At 65.6% G+C, this 21,875-nt stretch carries 24 protein-coding genes and 1 riboswitch; of the genes, 14 read left to right on the top strand and 10 right to left on the bottom strand.

The features are described 5' to 3' along the window. Nucleotides 1–156: 156 nt before the first annotated feature. Nucleotides 157–570, bottom strand: a complete 414-nt coding sequence (locus tag NK1_RS34245) for a hypothetical protein (protein WP_157104112.1) — start codon at nucleotides 568–570, stop codon at nucleotides 157–159. A gap of 10 nt (nucleotides 571–580) precedes the next feature. Then, nucleotides 581–752: riboswitch (M-box (ykoK) riboswitch) on the top strand. 294 nt (nucleotides 753–1,046) lie between these two features. Between NK1_RS34245 and NK1_RS34920 the strand changes: the two genes are divergently transcribed. The 5 genes from NK1_RS34920 to NK1_RS06530 all read left to right on the top strand — a co-directional run bounded on the left by NK1_RS34920 (nucleotide 1,047) and on the right by NK1_RS06530 (nucleotide 6,527). Further along, nucleotides 1,047–1,196: a hypothetical protein gene (locus NK1_RS34920; RefSeq protein WP_167354233.1), complete on the top strand. Its 150-nt coding sequence runs from the start codon at nucleotides 1,047–1,049 to the stop codon at nucleotides 1,194–1,196. A gap of 154 nt (nucleotides 1,197–1,350) precedes the next feature. Then, on the top strand, nucleotides 1,351–3,081 hold the full coding sequence (locus tag NK1_RS06550; protein ID WP_063007664.1) for an NRAMP family divalent metal transporter: 1,731 nt from the start codon (nucleotides 1,351–1,353) through the stop codon (nucleotides 3,079–3,081). Nucleotides 3,082–3,221: 140 nt separating this feature from the next. Beyond that, nucleotides 3,222–3,977, top strand: coding sequence for a hypothetical protein (locus NK1_RS34240; RefSeq protein ID WP_157104111.1), 756 nt, complete (start codon nucleotides 3,222–3,224; stop codon nucleotides 3,975–3,977). An 89-nt stretch (nucleotides 3,978–4,066) separates the two neighbouring features. After that, complete coding sequence (locus NK1_RS06535) at nucleotides 4,067–4,480, top strand: hypothetical protein (protein ID WP_063007661.1); 414 nt, start codon at nucleotides 4,067–4,069, stop codon at nucleotides 4,478–4,480. 178 nt (nucleotides 4,481–4,658) lie between these two features. Next, a complete protein-coding gene (locus NK1_RS06530; protein ID WP_245660378.1) occupies nucleotides 4,659–6,527 on the top strand; it encodes a potassium transporter Kup in 1,869 nt (622 codons plus the stop codon). Between the two features lie 43 nt (nucleotides 6,528–6,570). Here NK1_RS06530 and NK1_RS06525 read toward each other — a convergent pair whose 3' ends face one another. Beyond that, nucleotides 6,571–6,756, bottom strand: coding sequence for a hypothetical protein (locus tag NK1_RS06525; RefSeq protein WP_063002717.1), 186 nt, complete (start codon nucleotides 6,754–6,756; stop codon nucleotides 6,571–6,573). Nucleotides 6,757–7,718: 962 nt separating this feature from the next. On the opposite strand from NK1_RS06525, the gene NK1_RS06520 reads away from it, so the two are divergent. Further along, complete coding sequence (locus NK1_RS06520; RefSeq protein ID WP_063007660.1) at nucleotides 7,719–8,495, top strand: MspA family porin; 777 nt, start codon at nucleotides 7,719–7,721, stop codon at nucleotides 8,493–8,495. A 36-nt stretch (nucleotides 8,496–8,531) separates the two neighbouring features. On the opposite strand, the gene NK1_RS06515 is transcribed toward NK1_RS06520, so the two are convergent. After that, nucleotides 8,532–9,920, bottom strand: coding sequence for a sensor histidine kinase (locus NK1_RS06515; protein WP_063007659.1), 1,389 nt, complete (start codon nucleotides 9,918–9,920; stop codon nucleotides 8,532–8,534). A gap of 210 nt (nucleotides 9,921–10,130) precedes the next feature. Here NK1_RS06515 and NK1_RS06510 point away from each other — a divergent pair, with 210 nt between their 5' ends. The 3 genes from NK1_RS06510 to NK1_RS06500 all read left to right on the top strand — a co-directional run bounded on the left by NK1_RS06510 (nucleotide 10,131) and on the right by NK1_RS06500 (nucleotide 12,392). Next, nucleotides 10,131–10,778 (top strand): DedA family protein, encoded by a 648-nt coding sequence (locus NK1_RS06510; RefSeq protein WP_063007658.1) that lies wholly within the window; start codon nucleotides 10,131–10,133, stop codon nucleotides 10,776–10,778. A gap of 64 nt (nucleotides 10,779–10,842) precedes the next feature. Next, nucleotides 10,843–11,400, top strand: coding sequence for a GPP34 family phosphoprotein (locus tag NK1_RS06505; RefSeq protein ID WP_063007657.1), 558 nt, complete (start codon nucleotides 10,843–10,845; stop codon nucleotides 11,398–11,400). 107 nt (nucleotides 11,401–11,507) lie between these two features. Next, complete coding sequence (locus tag NK1_RS06500; protein WP_063007656.1) at nucleotides 11,508–12,392, top strand: COG4705 family protein; 885 nt, start codon at nucleotides 11,508–11,510, stop codon at nucleotides 12,390–12,392. Between the two features lie 57 nt (nucleotides 12,393–12,449). Here the strand turns inward: NK1_RS06500 and NK1_RS06495 are convergent, their stop codons facing one another. Further along, nucleotides 12,450–13,121, bottom strand: a complete 672-nt coding sequence (locus NK1_RS06495) for a response regulator transcription factor (RefSeq protein WP_063007655.1) — start codon at nucleotides 13,119–13,121, stop codon at nucleotides 12,450–12,452. A gap of 46 nt (nucleotides 13,122–13,167) precedes the next feature. Beyond that, complete coding sequence (locus NK1_RS33485; RefSeq protein WP_157104110.1) at nucleotides 13,168–14,100, bottom strand: phosphatase PAP2 family protein; 933 nt, start codon at nucleotides 14,098–14,100, stop codon at nucleotides 13,168–13,170. A gap of 341 nt (nucleotides 14,101–14,441) precedes the next feature. Here NK1_RS33485 and NK1_RS06490 point away from each other — a divergent pair, with 341 nt between their 5' ends. Next, nucleotides 14,442–14,654, top strand: coding sequence for a DUF8691 family protein (locus tag NK1_RS06490; protein WP_063007654.1), 213 nt, complete (start codon nucleotides 14,442–14,444; stop codon nucleotides 14,652–14,654). 142 nt (nucleotides 14,655–14,796) lie between these two features. Then, nucleotides 14,797–15,036 (top strand): hypothetical protein, encoded by a 240-nt coding sequence (locus NK1_RS06485; RefSeq protein ID WP_063007653.1) that lies wholly within the window; start codon nucleotides 14,797–14,799, stop codon nucleotides 15,034–15,036. 44 nt (nucleotides 15,037–15,080) lie between these two features. On the opposite strand, the gene NK1_RS35585 is transcribed toward NK1_RS06485, so the two are convergent. From NK1_RS35585 to NK1_RS06470, 4 genes are all read right to left on the bottom strand, one after another. Next, on the bottom strand, nucleotides 15,081–15,284 hold the full coding sequence (locus NK1_RS35585; protein ID WP_245660372.1) for a hypothetical protein: 204 nt from the start codon (nucleotides 15,282–15,284) through the stop codon (nucleotides 15,081–15,083). Between the two features lie 46 nt (nucleotides 15,285–15,330). Continuing rightward, entirely contained in the window at nucleotides 15,331–15,630 is a 300-nt protein-coding gene (locus NK1_RS35580) for a hypothetical protein (protein ID WP_245660371.1), read from the bottom strand. 199 nt (nucleotides 15,631–15,829) lie between these two features. Beyond that, nucleotides 15,830–17,026 (bottom strand): AI-2E family transporter, encoded by a 1,197-nt coding sequence (locus tag NK1_RS06475; protein ID WP_439955932.1) that lies wholly within the window; start codon nucleotides 17,024–17,026, stop codon nucleotides 15,830–15,832. A 654-nt stretch (nucleotides 17,027–17,680) separates the two neighbouring features. Further along, a complete protein-coding gene (locus tag NK1_RS06470; RefSeq protein WP_084460632.1) occupies nucleotides 17,681–18,187 on the bottom strand; it encodes a DUF3558 family protein in 507 nt (168 codons plus the stop codon). A 29-nt stretch (nucleotides 18,188–18,216) separates the two neighbouring features. Here NK1_RS06470 and NK1_RS06465 point away from each other — a divergent pair, with 29 nt between their 5' ends. Next, nucleotides 18,217–19,824, top strand: a complete 1,608-nt coding sequence (locus tag NK1_RS06465; RefSeq protein WP_063007651.1) for an ISL3 family transposase — start codon at nucleotides 18,217–18,219, stop codon at nucleotides 19,822–19,824. A gap of 656 nt (nucleotides 19,825–20,480) precedes the next feature. Here NK1_RS06465 and NK1_RS35575 read toward each other — a convergent pair. Then, a complete protein-coding gene (locus NK1_RS35575) occupies nucleotides 20,481–20,936 on the bottom strand; it encodes a cytochrome b/b6 domain-containing protein (protein ID WP_063007650.1) in 456 nt (151 codons plus the stop codon). On the opposite strand from NK1_RS35575, the gene NK1_RS35570 reads away from it, so the two are divergent. Together NK1_RS35570 and NK1_RS06455 are read left to right on the top strand one after the other, a co-directional pair. After that, nucleotides 20,929–21,276, top strand: coding sequence for an FAD-dependent monooxygenase (locus NK1_RS35570; protein ID WP_245660370.1), 348 nt, complete (start codon nucleotides 20,929–20,931; stop codon nucleotides 21,274–21,276). The genes NK1_RS35575 and NK1_RS35570 overlap by 8 nt on opposite strands. Next, nucleotides 21,273–21,812 (top strand): aromatic-ring hydroxylase C-terminal domain-containing protein, encoded by a 540-nt coding sequence (locus NK1_RS06455; RefSeq protein WP_157104109.1) that lies wholly within the window; start codon nucleotides 21,273–21,275, stop codon nucleotides 21,810–21,812. The genes NK1_RS35570 and NK1_RS06455 overlap by 4 nt, the downstream gene beginning before the upstream one ends. Nucleotides 21,813–21,875 lie beyond the last annotated feature (63 nt).

Genomic DNA, 21,875 nt, shown 5'->3' with positions numbered 1-21,875 from the left:
GCTCACGCGCCGCCCGAGGGGTGTTTCGCCCGGTAGGGCACTTCGCTGTGATGTCGATTGCCCACACGGCAGCACTCGGTAGGCGTGAGGGGATTCTGGACACATCCGAGTTCGCTGGAGCGCTCGCGAAAACACTCAGGATTCGCTGCCCAGCATTCAGCGGTCGAGGCTGACGGTCTCCTGACGCCCTCGCGGAGCGACGTCTTCGCGCCCGCTTTCGGGGTCGCCGTGCCGGTGGTGTTGCCGGTGTCGCGTTCGTCGTAGTACCGGTGGGTTTGCGCAGGTGTTGACGACCAATCCGGTGGCGTCCAGTGCGCTGGCGATGAGCCGTGCGCCAGCGAGAGCGCCGACGTCGACGTCGACGCCGACGTCGACGTGGTAAAGGTAGCGGGTCGGTACGACGATGCCCACCCCGCTGGCTTTGACATGGATGCCCGGGCCGGTAACCGCCAGCTCGGCGTGCAGGTGGGGCAGATTGATCGTTGCGGTGAGTCCGAGGCATGCGCAACAGCTTTGGCTGCGGATATGGCGTGGATCACCTCGGTTGACACCGATGCCCTGGGGACGCACAATTGCTCGGTCAGCACCTCGCTAGGCGAGGCTCCTGTATGAACACAGGCCACTGATCCGACGACGTCGAGAGACGCCCAGGATTAGGACAGATCTTTCCGGATTAAGGGATGATCCGAAGTGGCTTCTCCCGCAAGGGGATACGTCCTACAGTGCCGAAGCTCTGACGAGAGGGGTGCCCATCGCTCGCTCTCGCGACGATGCATCCCTGGCTGTTGTTTCAGAAGTTGTGACGTGCGCGTGCGTCCTGGCAGCAAGGAGGTGAGGGACGAGATGCCACCCGGAGATAGTCCGTATCCGAGTTCGGTTCGAACCGTTGTTTCGTTCCCAGCTTGCTGCGGCGCCACCATCGCCTGAGCCCACCGCACCCGATCGTGTCGGGCACGGCAATCCGCCGTGCCCGAACAGCCTGTGCGCGGCTGGTGTGTGCCGGTTGCCGCTGTAGCTCGCTGGCTCTTCTTGTCAAGGAGCATGTCATGAGCTTCACCGCTTTCCTCACCGATTCGGCCCGTCGAGTCCGCGCCCGCTACCACCTCACCCCCGAAGAGCGGCACAACCTGCGACTCGCCCACACGCCCCCCGCCGTGGTCACCGCATCCCTGGGCGCGCATTCCTACCACCGGTAGCAGGCACGTCCGGTGGAACGACGAAACCTGTTCCGCCGCAACATTTCACCGGGCGCACGGGCGCTCTCCGCCGGTGCGCCCGCTCACCAGTTCGTCCACCCGCCCTGCGCTCGACAGCGTCGTGCGTCCACGATGTTCGAAACGAGGAACGGCGATGGCCTTCTTCCCTGGCAGCTCGACCCGCCGCACCCCCACTATCTCCACCGGTACCGCTATCGCCGACAGTGCTCATGTCGGCGATATCGTCGGCGCGCTCGGCCGGATCGGGCAGCACGAGAGCGCCGACGGCCGCACCCGCCGGCAGCGATTCACCATGCTGCTGGCCGTCCTCGGCCCCGGGTTGATCGTCATGGTCGGTGACAACGACGCCGGCGGTGTCGCGACCTACGCCCAGGCCGGGCAGAACTACGGCATGGCGCTGGTATGGACTCTCGCGCTGCTGATTCCGGTGTTGTATGTCAACCAGGAGATGGTCGTGCGCCTCGGCGCGGTCGCCGGTGCCGGGCACGCCCGGCTCATCTTCTCCCGGTTCGGCAAGTTCTGGGGCGCCTTCAGCGTCGGCGACCTGTTCGTGGTGAACGCTTTGACGATCGTCACCGAATTCGTCGGCGTCACAATGGCTTTGAACTACTTCGGGATACCTCGCGCGATCTCGGTTCCGCTGGCCGCGGTGCTGCTGTTCGCGGTGGTCGCGGGCGGGTCGTTCCGGCGCTGGGAACGGTTCCTGTTCGCGCTCATCGCTGTCGACATCGTGATGTTCCCCCTGGCCTTCATGGTCCACCCGAGCGTGTCGACCACCGCGGCGGGAATCGTTCCGTCGTTCCCCGGCGGCCTGAATTCGACTCTGCTGCTGTTGATCGTGTCGATCGTCGGTACCACCGTCGCGCCGTGGCAGTTGTTCTTCCAGCAGTCCAACATCGTCGACAAGCGCATCACCCCCCGCTGGATCCGCTACGAACGCATCGACCTGTGGGTCGGCATCGTCGTCGTCATGGCCGGAGCCATCGCGATCATGGCCGCAGCCGCGTTCGGGCTCGCCCCCGAAGCCGCCGGCAGCTTCACCGACGCCGGCGCGGTCGCCCGAGGCCTGCACGACCGTATCGGTCCGGCCGCCGGGGCGTTGTTCGCGATCCTGCTGCTCGACGCCTCACTGGTCGGCGCCAACGCGGTCGGCCTGGCCACCACCTACGCTCTCGGTGACACCCTGGGCCGGCGGCACTCGCTGCACTGGAAGATCAGCCAAGCACCTTTGTTCTACGCCGGTTACGCATTCCTCCTCGCCATCGCCGCGGCGGTGTCGTTCAGCCCCGACCACGTACTCGGGCTACTGACCCAGGGCGTGCAGGCACTGGCCGGTGTGCTGCTGCCGTCGGCCACCGTGTTCCTGGTGTTGCTGTGCAACGACAAGGCCATCCTCGGCCCGTGGGTCAACACCACCCGCCAGAATGTTGTCGCGGCCGTCATCGTCTGGTCGCTGGTGTTGCTGTCGCTGGCACTGACCGCGGCGACGTTGTTCCCCGACATTTCCACCGCCACCCTCGAATTCGGTTTCTGTGCCGGCGCGCTCGTCGGTGTACTCGGCGGGGGCGCGCTCGCGCTCGGCAAACGCCGCGCCGATCGCGCCGCGGCCGAACGCACCGCCGCGGAACTCGGTGGTGTGGATCCCGACCAGATCGAAGAACTCGACGACACCGCCCTCACCCGCGCCGAACGCAACCAGATTCGCGACCACGACCGCGGCACATGGCGCACCCCCGCCCTCGACACCCTCCCGCGACCGGCGTTCTCCCCACTGCGCGCCGCGGGCATGATCGCCCTGCGCGGCTACCTGCTCATCGCCGTCGCACTCGTCGGAGTCAAGATCTTCCAGCAAATCACCGCCTGACCGATACAGTCCGGGGGTGGTGGGCGTTTCGACGTTCACCACCCCCGGCCACATCGACTCGCTGCGGGGACGTCCAGCCCGGCCGTCACGAGCGTCTGTACACACCGCGCCGGGGACGCTTTGCGGGGTGTGCACGCCGAATGATCCAGCCGATCGTCGCGAGCATCGCCACCACTATCAGCAGGACCACCCCGGTCCCGATCCATACCTGCATCGTGCTGTACACCGGAACATGGCCCGGCGCCGCCGTGAGCGCACCAGCCCACTGCGCCCCGGCCCCGCCCGCGAAATACCAAGCCATCCTCACCACCGGGCCTTCCGCGCTCCGACAGCACACCGCCATCCGGTCACTCCCCGGCCGCCGCTCGCACGCGACCATCTCTCCCACCATCACAACAATTCTCGTCACCGGCGGCGATAAGAACCGCGCAAAGGTCTCCGCCCACGCCCGTCGATTTCCGTCAATGGGTCTCCCGGCGGCCCTGCACCCGGCCGATGCTCAGAAAACGAAACCCACCCATATCGACGATGAAGAGGTCGAGATGTCCGAGCACGCATATGGGCTGGAGCTCAGCGAGCTGCGGCTACCCGCCGAACGACCGTTCGCGCTGGAATCCTTGGAGGCTCTGTCCACGGCGTCGCTCACCGTGACCGAACTCGCCCAAACGCTGCGATGCTCCGGACGTACGGCATCGCTGCCCCTGCGCCCCGTCGCCGCGTTCGGACTGGTGATCGGCCACGACCCCGGAAGCTGGGACAACCACTGCACCCGTCAACGCTTCACACTCACCACCCGAGGCCGGCGCGCTGTTACCGCGCTGTCGCACTTCCCGGTATGGATCGCACTGCACGAATCCGCGCAGGCCCCCGGTTGCACCGATGAGGTCCTTCTGTAGAAGTGCGCAAAGCCGGACGGGCCGAGGAAGCAGGCGCGGTCCACGGCGCGTGCGTTGCCCAACCGCGCCTGAGCGACCATTCTTGCCACATGGATACCGCGATCGCGATCGTCATTATTGTCGCTCTCGTCGCGCTGCTCGTGGTCATGATCGTCCGATCCGAATCTCGACGTCTGCGCCAACTGCGCGGTGACAGCACCCTGGATCACGCCGCGTGGAACGCCCAGTCCGGCAACACCGCCAGCACCGGCCGCGCCGACACCTTCAGCGCCGGGCAATGGGTAGCATTTTCGATGCTGGCCGACCAGACCCACCACCACCACGACCCGGACGATGGGCAATCGCCGGGCTCCGGAATTCTCGGCGACGACAGCAGTTACGGGGACGCCCTGACAGGCACGGCTGACAGCGATGACGGTAGTCGGGACGGTCACCGAAACAGCGGCCTGTTCGGTGACACCGATATTCCCAACGGCGGCGACTCCCCGAACGGCGCCTTCTGACGGGCCACCGCCGCGTTGATTCGTACCAGACCCGGTGCGCGGTATCGTCCGACGGGATTTCAGGGTGGTGTGGAGGAGCAGGATGGCAGGCGCGAAAGGCACCATCGGCGGCGGACCGGCATTCGAAGTAGAGGAGGGCCCTCACCCCAGCGGCCGCGATACGGCGCGGTGGAGTGTCATGATCGGCGCCCTGGGAGTTGTCTTCGGCGACATCGGAACAAGCCCGATCTACACACTGCAGACGGTCTTCGACCCGGGCGATCCGCACCCGGTACCGGTGAACACCGACAACATCTTCGGCATCGTGTCGGTGGTGTTCTGGTCGGTGATGATCATCGTCACCGTCACCTACGTGCTGCTGGCGATGCGCGCGGACAACGACGGCGAGGGCGGGATCATGGCGCTGATCACTCTGCTGCGCCGGTGGAGCTCACCACACGGACGGAAAACGGCCGTCGGTCTGGCCGCGCTCGGAATCTTCGGCGCCTCACTATTTTTCGGCGACAGCATGATCACGCCCGCGATCTCGGTGCTGTCGTCGGTCGAGGGCATCAAGGTTGTCGAACCGGCATTGAAGGACGTGGTCATCCCGGCGACGGTGGTGATCATCGTGGCGCTGTTCCTGGTTCAGCGTCGTGGCACCACGGTAGTCGGGCTACTGTTCGGCCCGATCATGATCGTCTGGTTCGTCACGATCGGTGCCTGCGGGATCGGTGGCATCGCGCGCGAACCGCGCATCCTGCAAGCACTGTCACCCACATATGCGCTGGGATTTCTGGCCGGGCATTTCGGCACCGCGTTCTTCGCACTCGCCGCAATCGTGCTCGCGGTCACCGGCGCCGAAGCGCTCTACGCCGACATGGGCCATTTCGGGCGGCGCTCCATCACCCGCGCCTGGATGATCCTGGTGTTTCCCGCCTGCACGCTCAGCTACCTCGGACAGGGCGCACTGATTCTCGAACATGCCGAAAACATCAGCAGCCCTTTCTTTCTGCTCGCACCCGGCTGGGCACGACTGCCGCTGGTTCTGCTGGCCACCGCCGCTACGGTGATCGCATCGCAGGCCGTGATCACCGGGGCCTACTCCGTCGCATCCCAAGCCGCCCAATTGGGATACCTACCTCGGCTGCGCATCGCCCACACGTCCGAATCCACGATCGGCCAGATCTACGTTCCCTGGATCAACTGGCTGTTGATGGTCTCGGTGCTCACCCTCGTCTTCGCCTTCCGCAGCTCCACCGCCTTGGCCTTCGCCTTCGGCATGGCCGTCACCGGCACCATCACCATCACCACTCTGCTGTTCTTCTATGTCGCGCGCGCCCGCTGGCACATCCCCCGCTGGATTCTCGCCGCCGCGGCCCTGCCCTTGCTGTCCGTCGATATCCTGTTCGTGGCAGCCAATCTCACCAAGTTCGCGCACGGCGCATGGCTGCCGCTGCTGATCGCGCTGACCGCGTTCACCGTGATGACGACCTGGCAGCACGGACGTCGTATCGTGACCGCCGAACGCCTCCGGCGGGAAGGATCGCTGCGACGATTCGTCGACGAACTCACCGAAGGCACTCCCCCCACAACACGAGTCACCGGCACCGCAGTCTTCCTCAACCGCGGTAAGGACACCGCGCCGCTCGCGTTGCGCGCCAACGTCGAACGCAACCACGTTCGTCACAGCCACATCGTGATCCTGTCGATCGAGACCGAGCCGGTGCCGCGCATCTGCGACGACGAGCGGATCGCGACCGACCCGCTGGGACCGCCCGACGACGGCATCACCCACGTCACCGCCCGCTACGGCTATATGGAAACCCCGGACGTACCACGGGCTCTCGCGCTCGTCGACGAACGAGACACCGAAGGCCCCCTCGATCTCGACAACGCCACCTACTTCCTGTCCACGATCGAACTCCGCCGCGGCACCGCCCCCACCATGGCCCCGTGGCGCAAACGCCTGTTCATCGCCACTTCCTACATCACCGCCGACGCAGCCGACTATTTCGGCCTCCCCCGCGACCGCACCATCATCATGGGATCCCAAATCGAGGTATAGACCACGACCCCGCGATATCCACCTCGCACAAGCATCGCCGGAATCACCTGATATTGGTGGCGACCACTGCCCAGAACGTGGCACGGTCGATAGCGTCGAAGTCCCAATCCCCGACCAAGGCCTGCAGGGTCACCACGATGCGGGCAACATCGAAATCGCAGGCTCGGGCGCAGCCGGTGGACTCGACGAGTCCGATCACGTCCTTGGTGGCGACTTCCATCGTGAACACGCGTTCTCCAGATCCGTGCGGCGCGAACACCGGTGCCCGCGTCTACGGTGCCCCGACCTGGCGAGCCGACATGCCCAACCGACCAACACGCACTCTCCGACCTCGCCGCGGCAAAGCACCGCTTGACGGAACGAAAGAACATGCGCCCCACATTTTTACAGCACAACCCGAAAGGTGAGAACGACATCAGCGACAATGTGCACCGCTCGTAGCGAGCCGCAGGGCAGCGTCATTGGATGGCGTCGGCGGACGAGTTGATGCCGGATTCTCTGCGGGATCGAGCATCCGCTCCAGTCGGTGACCTCGCGCGGTGTGCGAGTTAGGAAGCTGCGCAGTCGAACTCACTCCGCAGGCTGCGCTGGATAACAGTCCGCCAGTCGACCAGGAAGTCACGAGTAGGTCACCCCTGCGAGGCGTTCGGTCGGTCCGGAACAGCAGCAGCACTCGTCCAGGGCCTATTACGACGTCGATCGCGCCCTGACCGGATTCGGGCGGTGACTACGTGCCGCTTGCCGCTTCGAGTGAGCAGGCGGCGGGTGTCGAACTGAGCACCGTCACGGAGATCAAGCAGAACGCACAACGAATGCTGTCGACACACGACGACAGATCGACCCGATGGACAAGAGTGTCGGCGCACCAAACGACGCGCGCCGCGACGCTGCAGGCTGCCCGCAGTCCCTGCCTGGTCAGTAGGTTCACCAGTCCCCCTCCCACGATTGCGACGCCACCGAAAGTGATGAGAGCGATCAAGTCGACCCCATTGGCGACCCGGAAGTGGGCCCGGCGACCGACCCCGGGCCGGCTCAGCAACTGTCATCGGCCACCAACTCAGCATCGACACGCGCGGTCCAGCAACCCTGCGCGGCACCACCCTCACCGTTAAGCTCGTCGGCGGACAACTGCTTTCGGATCTGCTGCCGGATATCGCACGCGGTGCACGTCATCGAGAACAGGATCTCGGTATGCGACTACCCCTGCTCGTCGCGACCGCAGCGGTCGCGGCAAGTGTAGCCGCGCTGGTGTTGTGGTCCGGCCGCGCTGAACTCGGCCACGCCCAGCAACCTGGAGGCGACCTCTCCGATAGAGGAATCCACCTGACGGCCTCGGTCGACCATATCGGGGTGAATCCGCCGGGTGACCGGACTCCCAACTACCTGATGACCTTCTCGCACGCGGTGCAGGTATCCGGCGATTATTCGGTCTCGGTCGACGGCGGCTCGATCGCATCCGGTCAAGCCGTGGCGGGGTTTCTCCTCGGCTGCGGCATCAACGTGGCCGGGGGTGTCAGCGTCGGCATCTCACCGAACCAAGGACTGAACCTCAGCATTTCCCCGTCGGCGAGCCCGCCGAGCGCCAGCGTCGCCGCGCCCAGCGCCGCAACCTCTCCCACGCCCACTGCGGCCGGCACCCCCAGCCCGCCGAGTCTCACACTCACCCCGCCGAGCGTGTCGGTCAGCCCGCCAAGCGTCAGCCTGGGCCCGAGTTTCGGTGGGTCGCTGGGCCTGTCGGAGAGCCTGTCGGGCACCTTGACACCCGGACAAGTGACCACCGTGAGCACGGCGACGGCCACTCTGGACGGCAAAGCCGCCTTCCCCTACCACATCACATTCAACGACGCCGCACTGAACATCTCCCAGTGCGCCTCACCGGTGTCGGCCGTCCCATTCGTCACCGCATCGATGTCCACCGCCCACGGATTGGCTCAGACCACCGCATACGGCACCCAGTTCCCCTTCTGAACTGCCCCAACGGGCTATAGCCATTGGTGCGCGCGATCAGTCCTCGAGGGCCAAGGGCAGGCCGACGACGACGCGAGTCCCGCCGTAGGGTGAGTCACCGATGGTGACTGTGCCGTGGTGGGCAGCAACGATTTCGGCGACGATCGCCAGCCCGAGGCCGGTGCCGCCACTGTCGCGGCCGCGGTCGTCCTGCAGGCGGACGAATCGCTGGAAGACACGTTCACGTTCGGCGACCGGGATGCCCGGTCCGTCGTCGTCGATGATCAGCTCCGCGCGTGGCGGGGTCCGGGATGTATGGATTTCGACGATCGAGTGGGTGTGAATGAGCGCGTTGCCGAGAAGATTTCGTGCGACCCGGGTCAGTGAGCGGGCGTCACCGCGGATCCTCACCGGACGCAGATTCTTGGTTATCGTCACGTGGTCACGGCCCCCGACAGCGTCGAGTGCGATGGCTGCGACATCGTCGAGGTCGACATCGGTGGCGTGGACGGGGAGACCGTTTTCGTCGGCGGCGGCGAGGGTGAGTAGGTCGTCGATGAGGTAGCGCATGCGTTCGGCCTCGGGGAGGAGGGTCTCGGCGGCGAGATCGGTGTCGAAGGCCGCGGGATGGTCGCGGGCCAGTTCGAGACCGCCGAGGACGGTGGTCAGAGGGCTGCGCAGCTCGTGGGAGGCATCGGAGAGGAAGCGGCGCTGGGCGAGGTGGCCGGCCTCGATGCGGCCGAGCATTTCGTTCATGGTGACGGCTAACTGGGCGACCTCGTCACGCGCCGGTGGCACCGGCACCCGTTCGGACAGGTCGGTGCTGCCGATCCCCGCGACCCGGGATCGGATCGCCTCCACCGACCGCAGCGAACGGCCGACCAGCGTATAGGTTGCTCCTGCAGCGACCGCTACCACGACCGGGGCACCGACAGCCAGCGCGATCGCTACCTCTGCCAGTGTGTCTTCCACCGGTTCTATATCGGCCGCCACCGCTACTGTGATCCGCCCGGCCGGTGAGTCGACCCGGCGTGCGGACAGTCGTAGGTCCGAATTACCCCCCAGCGACTGACCGACCACGGTCTCCGCGTTCGGTACGAGGGCCGGATAGTCACCGGCGCGGGGGGAGGATCGAAGCACTCGCCCCGACGAGTCGATGATTTCGACGATCTCGACGTAACCATTCGGTGCAAGCAACGCCGGATTCAGTGCGGCGGGCGCGGTGGTGCGCAGTTGTGCGGTGATGTCGTCGAGCCGGGCGGTGGCTGCGGTGTCGACGGTGCCGATCAGCGATCGATACAGCAGCCACAACATGATTGCGGCCCCGAACCCGAGCACCACGGTGATGACCGCGGTGGCGACCAGAGCCGAGCGCAGCCGCAAACCCCACCGCGTCGGCGGCCACAACGCCTCGAGGCACTCGCTGACCCACCGTGGCCGCCGCATACCGACTCCGTCCGTCTTGGTGACACCCTGACCTCCGCAATTGTGGGTGATCGATCCAGGTTCTCGCGCCTCGCTCTCAGCGTGATCACAGCCGATCGCTGGCACTCTGGCGTCGACACCGCATCCGGTGTCGGCCCATCGCGCCGGGCGGGGTTCGTCCGCGCTGGCGTGCCCCGACCGACTTGTGTCTGCAGAAAGCCCCCTGTTCGAATGCAACATCTGATCCTCACCTACGGACTCGTCGCCATCGTGGTGCTGATGGTGGCCGAATCGGCGTGCATTCCGATCCCTTCGGAACTGACGATGCTGCTCGGCGGCGCGCTGGCAGCCGGCGCGGCCGGCGGTGCGCACCTCAATGTGGTGGCCGTGATCGTGGCCGGCACGCTCGGCAATGTCGCGGGAAGCTATCTCGCCTGGCTGGCGGGCCGTTGGGGTGGCCGTCCTGCCCTGCATCGGTGGGGACGCTACGTACTGCTGCGCACCGAAGAAGTTCAACGGGCGCAGGATTGGTTCGACCGGCACGGCCGCGCGGCCGTGTTCTGGGCCCGGCTGCTACCCGGAATTCGCACGTTCATCTCGCTGCCCGCCGGGATCGCGGAGATGCCCGCGATGCGGTTCGGGATCTACACCGTGGCCGGCTGCCTGCCGTGGACCGCAGCCCTCGCGATCGCCGGCTACTTCGCGGGCGCAAACTGGCACCACGTCGAAGATCTCCTGCGCGGCCCGAGCTATGCCGTCGCGTCGGTCGCCGGTGCCTCGATCGTGACTGCGGCCATGCTGTATCTGCGACGCCGTTCACGCCGGCAAGCCGGTTCGGTCGGCGCCGTCGACGCGCGGCCGGACCGAACCGCCCGATGAGAGATCACCGGCGCGCCACGGCCTCTCAGCGATTCCACAGCCGCCCCGCGCCACAGTGGTGGCCATGACCTCGGTTTCGCACGATCTGATGTGGCTGCTGCTCGACGACGACACCGGTCGATTACTGGTCGACAGGCATACCGCCAGCCGCGCCTTGGCCGTCGCTGCCTTCGCCGACAACGCCCATGGCTCAGCGAACTACCGGCCGACGGTGCCACCGCGGCGGCTTCGCCGGCGGTCGCTGGACGCACTGCACGCCGCCGGCCGGGTGCGCCGCGACCGGATCCGGTTCGGCGGCGTGATCTGGCGCACGACATGGCCCACCGCCGACCTGCCCGGCAAGCAGGCGCTGCGCTGTTCACTGCAACGCGCGCTGTTCGACGCCCAGCCCGCCGAGGACTCCACGCGCGCATTGATCGCGATCCTGCACACCGCGGGCGCCTTGGCCATCCAATGCCCGCGATGGCGCAACCGTGAAACCATCTGTTGGGCACAGCAATTCATCGCCCAGCACCACGACTGCACTCACCTCGCCGAATCGCTGACTCATATCGAACGCCAGACACACGCCGACTCCTTGAGCTTCGGAGCTCGACCGTTGTTGCCCACCCGATCACTCTGATTCGCACACGACCTCCACCGCCGTGCCATCTTTACAACGTCTTCTCAGCAGGGCCGTGCAGACTGTGCGCCCCGGATGCCCGCCACGATGAAGGAAACGCCACCTCCATGACAGCGCAGACCGACAACGCGTTCACCCACTACAAACTGCCGCAGATCACCGTCATGTTCTGGGTGCTCAAGATCGCCGCGACCACCCTGGGCGAGACCGGCGGCGACATGATCTCGCAAACCTTGAAACTCGGCTACGTCGCTGCCACGGTGGTGTTCCTGGCGATCTTCGTCGTCAGTCTGCTCGCGCAGTTGCGGGCCCGCCGCTTCCATCCCGCCCTGTATTGGACCGTGATCGCCGCCACCAGCACCGCGGGCACCACGATGTCGGATCTGATCAACCGCGGGCCGAGCCACGGCACCTCCACCGACGGCGGGCTCGGCTACGGCGCCGGCGCGGCCATCCTCATCGCCGGACTGGCGATCGTGTTCATCATCTGGAAATTCAGCGGCCAAACCTACGACGTCACCAACATCACCACCTTCCGCGGTGAACTGCTGTATTGGGCCGCGATCCTGCTGTCGAACACCCTCGGCACGTCGACCGGCGATTTCCTATCCGACAGCTCCGGACTGGGCTACTGGGGAAGCGCCCTGCTGATCGGCGCCATCATGGCCGCCATCCTGGCTGCGCACTACTTCACGAAAATTCCTGGCCCGCTGCTGTTCTGGATCGCGTTCATCCTCACCCGCCCCCTCGGCGCCACCGGCGGCGACCTGTTGTCCAAACCGCGCACCTCCGGCGGGCTGGGCCTGGGCACCTACGGCACCTCCGCGGTCCTGCTCGTGATCCTGGTTCTCGGTATCGCCTTCACCCACTGGCAGCAACACCGCGACCGGTCCGCCAACGAATTCGAACCGGTCCTGACCGCAGACCGCGAACAGGCCCCCGCACGGGAGCCGGAGCCGGCCGCCGAGCCCACAACGCACCCTCACAGATGATCGCGTTCCAGATGGTCAGGGTCGGTACGACGGGCTCGAGACCCGCCCCGGCCCGGGCTACTGTTCCCGAAGCCGGTAGCCGACACCGCGAACAGTTTCGATGCTGCTGCGGCCGAACGGTGTGTCGATCTTGCGGCGGAGGTACCCGATGTAGATCTCGACCACGTTGGCGTCACCGTCATAGTTGGTGTCCCACACCGCACGCAAGATGTCGCTCTTGCTGACGACATGACCGGGATGGCGCATCAGGTATTCGAGGACCGCGAATTCGCGTGGGGTGAGCTCGATGTGCTGCTCCCCACGATGCACGCGATGACGGCCGGGATCCAGCGACAGATCACTGACGGTGATCACCGGCGGCCGCTCGGTGCTGCCCCGGCGGTGCAGCGCGCGCAGACGAGCGGTCAACACGATAGGGGAGAACGGTTTGGTCAGATAGTCGTCGGCCCCCAGATCGAAGGCATCGACCATGTCGTAGTCGCCGTCTTTGGCCGACAACATCAACACCGGCGTCCAGATACGCCGTTTCCGCAGTTCACGCACGACCTCGTAGCCGTTGAGCCCCGGCAGCATAATGTCGAGCACAACCACATCGAACCCCCCGTTCACGGCGAGATCGAGGCCCTCCACACCGTCATGGGCGACTGCCACCACGAACCCCTCCGCCCGCAATCTCCGACGCAAGGTCTCGGCCAGCGATATCTCGTCGTCGACCACGAGAACACGCACGAATCAGCTCCCTTCCTCGGCCCCTGCGCTGCCGGACACAGCCAGCTCACCCTGAACGCCATTTCGCACACCAGGGACACCGTCGCGTCGCCGATCCGGCGAAGCGATGGGCCCTGTGTCCTGTCCAGACCGCCGGCACCGCCCACCTGCAGTGGTGGGAGACAACCAGAGCAGCACTGTCGTCGCCGCCAGTGTGACAGCCGTCCCGAGGACCGCGCCCCCGACCACGTCGGTTGAGCCAATGAACTCCCAGATACAACCGTGTGGCCGCGACCACCGCCACGATCACCGCGGCCGAGACACTCGCCAGCGCCGTGCGCGCACGCCTGGGCCGGGCCAGCACATACAAGACCAGCACGGCACCGACCAACACCGTGGTGCCCGTGGTGTGCCCCGAAGGGAACGAGAAATCCGATTCGGCCATCAAATGCAGCACAGCCGGCGGCCGGGCACGACCGACCACATCCTTCGTCACCGTGCTCACAACGGCAGCGAAACCGACTGCGCCGACGACGAATACAGCCGGAACAGCACTTCGGCTGCGCCAGGCTGATACCCCGGAAACAACCACCGCCACAGCGGCCACACCGACTGGACTGCCGAGATCGGTGATCACGCGCGCAAGTGCGGTAGCGGTGCCGTCGCGGTGGTCGACGAACCACTGCAACGTCGCCGTATCGGCACCGGTTAACCATCCAGAAGCCGCGACCTGCACCCCCATTACCACGAACAACGCCGCAACCACCGCCGCCCGCAACGCAGACCACCCGACCCGGCTCCCCCAGACCGACGAATCGCCACCCCGGCCGAGGAGGACCGACACGACGAGGACCGCCGTTGCGACAGCGGCCGCACCCACCCCGACTTCCGCGCTCGATGATTCGGTGCGGACCTCATCCACCAACCCACGCAGGACATCGACAATCGCAGACACACGCCCAGTGTCACGAAACATTGCTGTGGAAACGCTGAGCGCCACACAACCTACCCGCACCGGCTGTCTCGGCGCCCGCCCGCCGCGCGGCTGAGCCTCCCGACGCAGTCCGGGCTCTGCCCGAAGAAATGACGCGTACGGCGCCGAGCTCCCACTCGCACCGGCAGCTGTCGGCCACAGTGCAGCGGCTCGGCTCTCGCCTCCTCCTGGAACCGAGGCGAAATAGGCACCAACGCGTGGGCGAGCCACACCAAAACTTCGGCCGCCGCGACGCACCGCCACGAACGTCCGCAGCGTGAGGTTCACCCGCTTCAGGTGAGGCCCCCACAGCACCATTTTCCCAGAGTTGTATGTGCACGATGCGGCTGGAACGGAGGTGCAGCACGATGGAAGCCCACAGATACGAGTTCGTCATTGACGGTGCGCTGTCGGAGCGCGCGTGTGCCGCTTTCCCCCAACTGCGGGCCACCGTGTCCGAACATCCCGAGCTCACTCATTTGGTCGGCCCGGTCTCCGGCCGAGCGGCACTGCGCACGATCCTGGGGCTCATGGATGACATGTGCCTGAAATTGCACGGGCTGCGCCAACTTCCCGACTGACACCGGATAAGGCTAGCCGTGCGGGATTTCCCGTAGCGTCATCGCGAGGGGACGGAGGCAATCGTGAGCAGGTCCGCGAGTCGAATAGATTGATCGTTGAACGCCCTCGTCACCGCAGCCGGAGGAGTGGAATAGTCGCTCTATGGGGAATGTGTTCGCGCTCGGCGATGTGATCGAGTGGTGGGCCGATCGCCACGGCCGCCCCGCCACACCGCTGGCCCCCGACGCGATTCGGCTCACCGGCACCGTCGCCGCCCTCATCCACGACCGGCACCATCGCGGCCGGGTCGTGGCCTACTTGGTTACCTGCCGCAGCCGCCTCAACGGCACCTATACCGAAACCGTCTACCCCGACCTGCACCACCCCACCGCCGCCCTCTAAACCCAGCCACCACGGCCGGCCGCTGTGGGTGGTGTGTTCTTGGTTCAATGTGGATCGCAGCGGACGCGGGTGTGGGCGGTCAGCAGCAGATGATCGAACTGAGTGAACGTCTGCGTTTGCGTTTCCGGCAGGGTGGGCAGTTCGGTGACGAGCCGGGTAGCCAGATACCAGATCTTGGTGTTGGTTTCCTGCGACCGCGACGCCAGCACCTTGAACACCTGCGCCGCGTCGGTGCGATACATGCGCATCAACACACCTTTCGCTTGCTCGACCACCGCACGATGCTCGAGCCCATCAGGCAACAGCGCCGCCAAAGGTGTCGCGTTCGTTCTCGGCGAGAGTATCGGTCAGATCGACGTACAAACCCGCGGTCCCGACCACCGCCCGGCTGTCGTCATAGATGCGGCCGGCGACCAACATCACCGAGTGAACCACACCGGCGGTGTCGAGCACGCGGTGCCGACTGGAAAACGACTGCCCGACATCGCCGGCCCGCACGATCCGGGCGACGAGATCATCATGGTCATCGGGATGCCGATGCGAGTCCAGCAGCTCGGTCGTCGGCTCCACCGCCCCCGGGCTGTAGCCGTGCATCCGATACATCTCTTCCGACCACTCCCAATGCCGCGTGGCGAACCAGAACCGGAACGACTCCACCGCAGTACCGACTGCGCCGCTGTGTCGTCGCTGTCAAGACCCTGTCCATGCACAAGCAAATCTTGCCGACGCTCCGGCCCTCACCGGCCGGGCGTCCCCGATGGAAACAGCGTTGTCCACAGCCACCGCAGGCCTCTTAAGGGACGGTCTTGTCGAGGCGCGGGAACAGTATTTCGCGTACGAGCAGCAGAACGGCGGCCGCCACGGGGATCGCCAGTAAAGCGCCGAGCACTCCCAGCAGGGCGCCGCCGATCACCACGGCCACGACCGTCACCACACCGGGGACCTCCACGGTGCGTCCCATGATGTGGGGGACAAGCAGGTAGTCCTCCACCAGTCGCAGTGCCAGGAAGAACCCGAGCGTGGCGCTCGCAACCGGCAAAGACACTGTCAGCGCGACTGCGGTGATGATGACTCCGGCGAGGGTGGATCCAATCAGAGGGATGAGGTCGAGAATGGCAACCAGCACGGCCAGCAGCACCGGGTAGGGGACGTCGAAGATGGACAGCCAGATGAAGGTGAGCACGGCTGTGATGACCGAGATGACCAGGTTACCCAGGACGTAACCGCCGACTTTCGTGAAGATAGCGTCGCCGATCAAAATGGCGCGGGGGCGCCGCTGTTGGGGGAAGAGCCGGTAGAGGTTGGCGCGTAACAGCGGGAAGTTCGCCGAGAAATACACCACCAGCACCGCGACGATTACCGTCGCAGTGACAGCACCGAAGACAATCTTCCCGGCGCCCAAAACTCCCTGCGCCAAGTCCGCGCCGCCGTTGCCGCCGATGCCTTGCTGCAGTTTCTCATCAAGATGAAATCGCTCGCCCACAGAGCGCAGCTGAGGATATTTGCTTTCCAGGCTGCGCACACGTGCTGGCGCGTTGTCGGCCAACGCGCGCCCCTGGTCGATGAGTGCGGGGATGGCGGCAGCGAGGAACCCGGCGACCGCGGCTGCGACCGCCAAGCCCACCGTCGCGACGGCCAAGCCTCGCCGGAACCGGTGTTTAACCAGCCACGACACCGCCGGTTCCATCCCGATCGCCAACACCAGGGACGCCAGCACCAGAAGAAGTTCCTGGCGCACGGCCAGGATCGTCTCCGCGGCAGCGACAGTGACCAACACCCCTGCGGAGGCCAGCATGCCCATCATGAACGGGGATCGGCGGTCGATGCGGGCACCGATCCGGCCCAGCGGATGGTTTTCGCTGCGGATCGCCGACGCTTGGGCCTCCGCTTCGGCGATGACGTTCGGCTCGTCCTGTGGGTGAGGCTGGCCGACCCAATCGCTGTGGGCCGTATCCTGTTTGGAGCGGGAGCTCGAGTCGTGCACCGTCACTGTCGTCCTTTGCCGTCTACGAAACACCGAGTCATGCCAGCTCGGTGCAACGCCCCCGAATCCGGCCTCGCCGTCGCTCGGCAGGTGCTCGGGGCGCACCATGGCGAAGCTTCGAAACGCGGAGTCCTGTCAACGCTGTCGCGGTGAACCCGTGCACAGCCGTTCCTCCAGCTCCAGTGCTAGCCACCACGGCGAGCTATACCCTGGATACCTGCAGGTCAAACAGAACAGTGCACGAGTGTTGGGGGACAGATCACACGACCCTCCACCGTCGGCCGCTGGTGTACGACAATCACCATTACATCCCCACTCAGGGGCGCCCCAGGGAAGGCCTCTGACAGCAGCCCACGGCTTTCTGTGAGCCTGTAAAAGGTTCCAGCCGAGACACTGACAGTGCACCAGGTCGTACGCATTCGGACTCGGTGCGGGCCACGCGCTGCTCACCTACGAGGACGGTGCCTGCCCGCACGTCGATATGCACAGTCCACGATTCGTGGGATCGCCCGACTGGCTCGCGACGAGCCGGGTGCGGATGTGCAGTCGGTCATCACAGGAATCTTGGTGGAGGTGAAGATTGCCCTACCCATCACCGAATAGGCGAAATGACCCCGATGGGGAGTCGGCGCCGATCCTCGCCTATGCGGATCGCATAGCTCACGTGCCGTCGATCAGCAGTGTCCGCTGCATCAGTGTCATCGCTGCTGCGCACGGATCGTCGGGATGGGTTGTGTGCGAGTGGTTTCGCACCCACCAGGTGACCGTACCGGTATCAGCGGCAGTGGCGCCGCAGTTGCCGGGATCGCGGGAATCGTGCCAGTAGAAGCCGGCAAAGCGTTTCACCACGAATTTCTCCACCTGGTAACCGGACCGCTGCGCGATCTGCAGTTCGCGGGCTAGTGTGTCACTGGAAAGCCAGGCGTAGGTCACATCGACGGTGTCGGTATCGGGACCCGGTGCGACCCAGGCACAGATGGTCGGCGAGGACTGCTTCGTCGCCGTCAATCTGTTGACAGCCTGCGCAATGGCAGGCTCCCCCACCGGCCCGCACCCGGCAAGAAAATTCGGGTCCACAGCTTGTGTCGCTTCCGCCTGAAGACTGGATCTGGCACAGACTTCGTGATTGACCAGCTTCGGGATGCGAAGGGGCGGTTGATAGTTCATGATGTCGCGGGTGCTCTGATCTTGGTCCGATGAGTGTCCTGTTTCCGCATCTGGATGGTCTGCGGGTCGAGGTGATCCGTGCGGCCGGTTCGACAGTGCGGATCGACGTCGTCACCGGTGGCGATCCGGTCGGTTGTCCGGGCTGCGGGATGCTGTCGGGCCGGGTGCACAGCCGGTATCAGAGGCGGTTGTCGGATACCTCGATCACGGGCCGGGAAGTCGTGATCGGACTGCGGGTCCGCAGGCTGTTTTGCGATAACTCCGACTGCGGTAGAACAACTTTCGCCGAACAAGTACCACAGTTGGCGGCTCGCCACGCCCGCCGCACGCTGATCCTGCAACGTGCGTTGTGCGCCGTCGGGTTGGCATTGGGCGGCCGCGCCGGAGCACGATTGACCCGTCATTTGGCCGCCACTGTGAGCCGGATGACGCTGCTGCGCCAGATCCGGGCTCTGCCTGATCCTCCGGTCACGGTGCCGCGGGTGCTGGGTGTCGATGATTTCGCTCTGCGTCGCGGGCACAACTACGGAACGATCCTGATCGACATGCAGACCCGCCGCCCGATCGACGTGCTTGCCGACCGAACCGCCGACACTCTCGCGGCGTGGCTACGAGAGCACCCGGGAGTCGAGATCGTCTGCCGTGACCGCGCCGGCGCATACGCCGAAGGCGCCGCGGTAGGAGCGCCGGACGCGGTGCAAGTCGCGGACCGATGGCATATCTGGCGCAACCTCGGCGAGGCGGTCGAACGCACCGTGGCACGCCACCGCGCAGTCTTGCCCGCCGCGGTCGTCACACCCGAGCCCGAACCGCAGGAACAGTGCGACATCACCGAGCGAATCACCGAAATACATTGCGGGCCGGTCGCACCCGAGCAGCGGCAGGATCGCACCGCGGTGCGGACACGCCAACGCTGGAGCGAGGTCCACGCACTGCTGGCGCAGGGGGCGAGCATCCTGGCCATCGGCCGCGAGCTCGGGCTGGCTCGCGGCACCACCCGCCGTTTCGCTCGTGCTGCCTCGCCCGAGGAACTGCTGGTCAACAACCGAACCGGATACCGCGTCAGCATCCTCGACCCATACAAACCCGAGCTACGCCGACGCTGGAACGAGGGCTGCACCAACGCGACCGAATTGTTCACCGAAATCCGGGAGCGCGGCTATGAAGGGAGCGAGAAACTGGTGCGCAACTACCTGCAGCCCTTCCGCGCCTTCACCCATGTCCCGGTCACGCCTGCCAAGCCGCCCGCAGTCCGCAAGGTCGTCGCTTGGATCATGACCAACCCCGCCACCCTCGCTACCGAGCATCAAGTAGTCCTCGACCGGATCCTGGCCGCCAGCCCGGACCTTGCCGCCCTGACCGGGCACGTCCGCGCCTTCGCCGAGATCATGACCAAACGGCGCGGTCGAGACCTCGAGCAGTGGATGGCCGCCGTCGACACCGACGATCAACCGGCGCTGCACTCATTCGTCCGAGGACTGCGCCGCGACCAGGACGCGGTCACCGCCGGCCTGACCATGAAGTGGAGCAGCGGAACCGTCGAGGGGCACGTCAACCGCATCAAGATGCTCAAACGACAGATGTTCGGCCGCGCCAAAACCGACCTTCTGCGAAAACGAATCCTGTTGAGCGAGTGAACAACCGACCTCCACGATCACCAAATTTGTGCCAGATCCACCATTCAACCGAAGTTGACAGCTTGGCGCACCTCTGCCTGCGGCGTATGGCTCGAACAGCCGGTCAGCAAGACCACTGCGGCCGTTGCAGCGACACCGAACCGGACCATCCGCATCCCGCGCTCCTGTTTCGACATAATCACCCATGGTCTAACAGATCCGATGACCGATCAGGTCATTCGGGGACATCCTGCACAACCGCGCCCGCGGGCCGGCCCCTCACAGGGTTTCTTTACGCGTTTCCTACAGTCCCAGCGATCAGGTGTTTGCCAGCGCCCCATCACGACGGGGGTCTTGTGCTGGGGTGACCCACTGCACCTAAGCCGCGTTGAAATGCGTCGATCTCGCCGTCATGGCCCTCGACCCCGCCGACGCAGGCCAGAACGCTGGATCACCCGATGGACAGCGTATGGATTGTTGCCCAGCACTTGTCATATTCGGGGGGCGGCGGCATGGTGCCCGGTATGCGAAGGATCCGGTTGGCGGTCGCTGGGGATGCCGTGCACGATCACCATCAGCACTTGCACGACGACGAATCCGGCGAAGGCGCACAGCCCGAGGAAAGGTATACTGCGTACACCCTGCTTGCCGCCGAAAAGTTTTCCGTACCAAGGGAATCAAGCCAGTACCGCAGGTGACATTGCGGCGCCGGAGGCGATTTGAAGTGGTGCGAGCACGAACACGACGGCGCAGTAGGCGAGCTTTTGCGCTGCGCCGAACGGTTCTCCCGGCAGTTGCAATGCCAGCTGGAAATGCAGGTAGGTGCCGATGTCGCGGACGGCCTGCGGGAAGATCGCCCAGTCGGTGGGGATCAGGTAGCGCCAGTATCCCGATGCGAATACTGCCAGTACGGAGACGCCGGCGGTGAGTATCCAGAATTGCACGGTCAAGAAATGCCAGTGCCGGCCCGATCCGAGGTTGCTGCGCCCGGGGAGTGCGATAACCGGATTCCATTCTTCTTCCTCGTCGAGGGAGGTCCACGCCCGCCGCGAGTCGGCTCCGTACTGTTTCGCCGAGAATCGTGAACACTCGCGGCCCGGGTGGCATCCGTCGTTCCAGTACAGCGTGGACATCGAGGAGAGGAGGCTGACCGTCGCCGATTCCTTCGGCGGAGGCCGCGTCCGGCTGGCCGGTGACGCCGTCCATCAGGTGCCGCCGACGGGCGGCTATGGCATGACCACCGGTGCCGGCGACGCGGTCGGTCTCGAGTGGACGCTTGCCGCACAGATCCACGGCTGGGGAGCGCCAAAACTCTTGGCGGCGTCCGGCGCAGGCAGACCCGCCAAGCAGACAGCCTCGTCGCCGCCGGGGCACCGGTCGACCGATGCTGCCGCATCGCCGAACGCCGCGCGATCGCCTTCCGCAACCGGACCGCCGCCGCCCGGCACTTCGCTGTGCGCGGCGCGATCATGACCAGCGACTGGACCGGCATGCACAGTGAGCGCTGGTTCGGTGACAGAACTCGGCGTCGCCTGGGGCGTCATATCTGCGACCTCGGCAACCTGGAAAATGAGGCGCTGGGAATCGAACTCGGTTACCGGTACGACAAATCACCTGTGATCTGCTACGAAGCGGGCGGACAACGTCCCGCCCAGCGGATGGATGTCTACACGCCGGGCGCGTGGCCCGGGACGCGTCCACCAAGCGTCTTCCTCCAGGACGGGAGAGCTCTGTTCGATCTGTTCGGCTCCGGCTTCACGCTGCTCCGCTTCGCCGATCGGGATGTCGAGGGACTGACCGAAGCTGCCGCCGATCAGGGTGTCCCCTTCGAGGTGGTCGATGTTCGCGACGACCACGCGCACGCCCTCGACGAGCGCGATCTAGTGCTACTACGTCCCGACCAGCATGTCGTTTGGCGGGGCGATGCCGCGCCGACGGACCCGGTCTCCCTGATCGGTCGCCTGCGGGGACATTCGACCGAGTCGCATGCACCCGTCTCCGTGCACTGAAACCGGTCGTAACGAGGGGCGAAACGGCTACCCGCCGGATGAGCGCGACGCACCCCGGCAATC

The sequence above is a fragment of the Nocardia kruczakiae NBRC 101016 genome (assembly GCF_001612965.1).
In the GTDB taxonomy this organism is placed as follows: Bacteria; Actinomycetota; Actinomycetes; order Mycobacteriales; family Mycobacteriaceae; genus Nocardia; species Nocardia kruczakiae.
The sequence above is the reverse complement of the archived record's forward strand: the minus strand, read 5'-3'. Positions and strand labels throughout refer to the sequence as shown.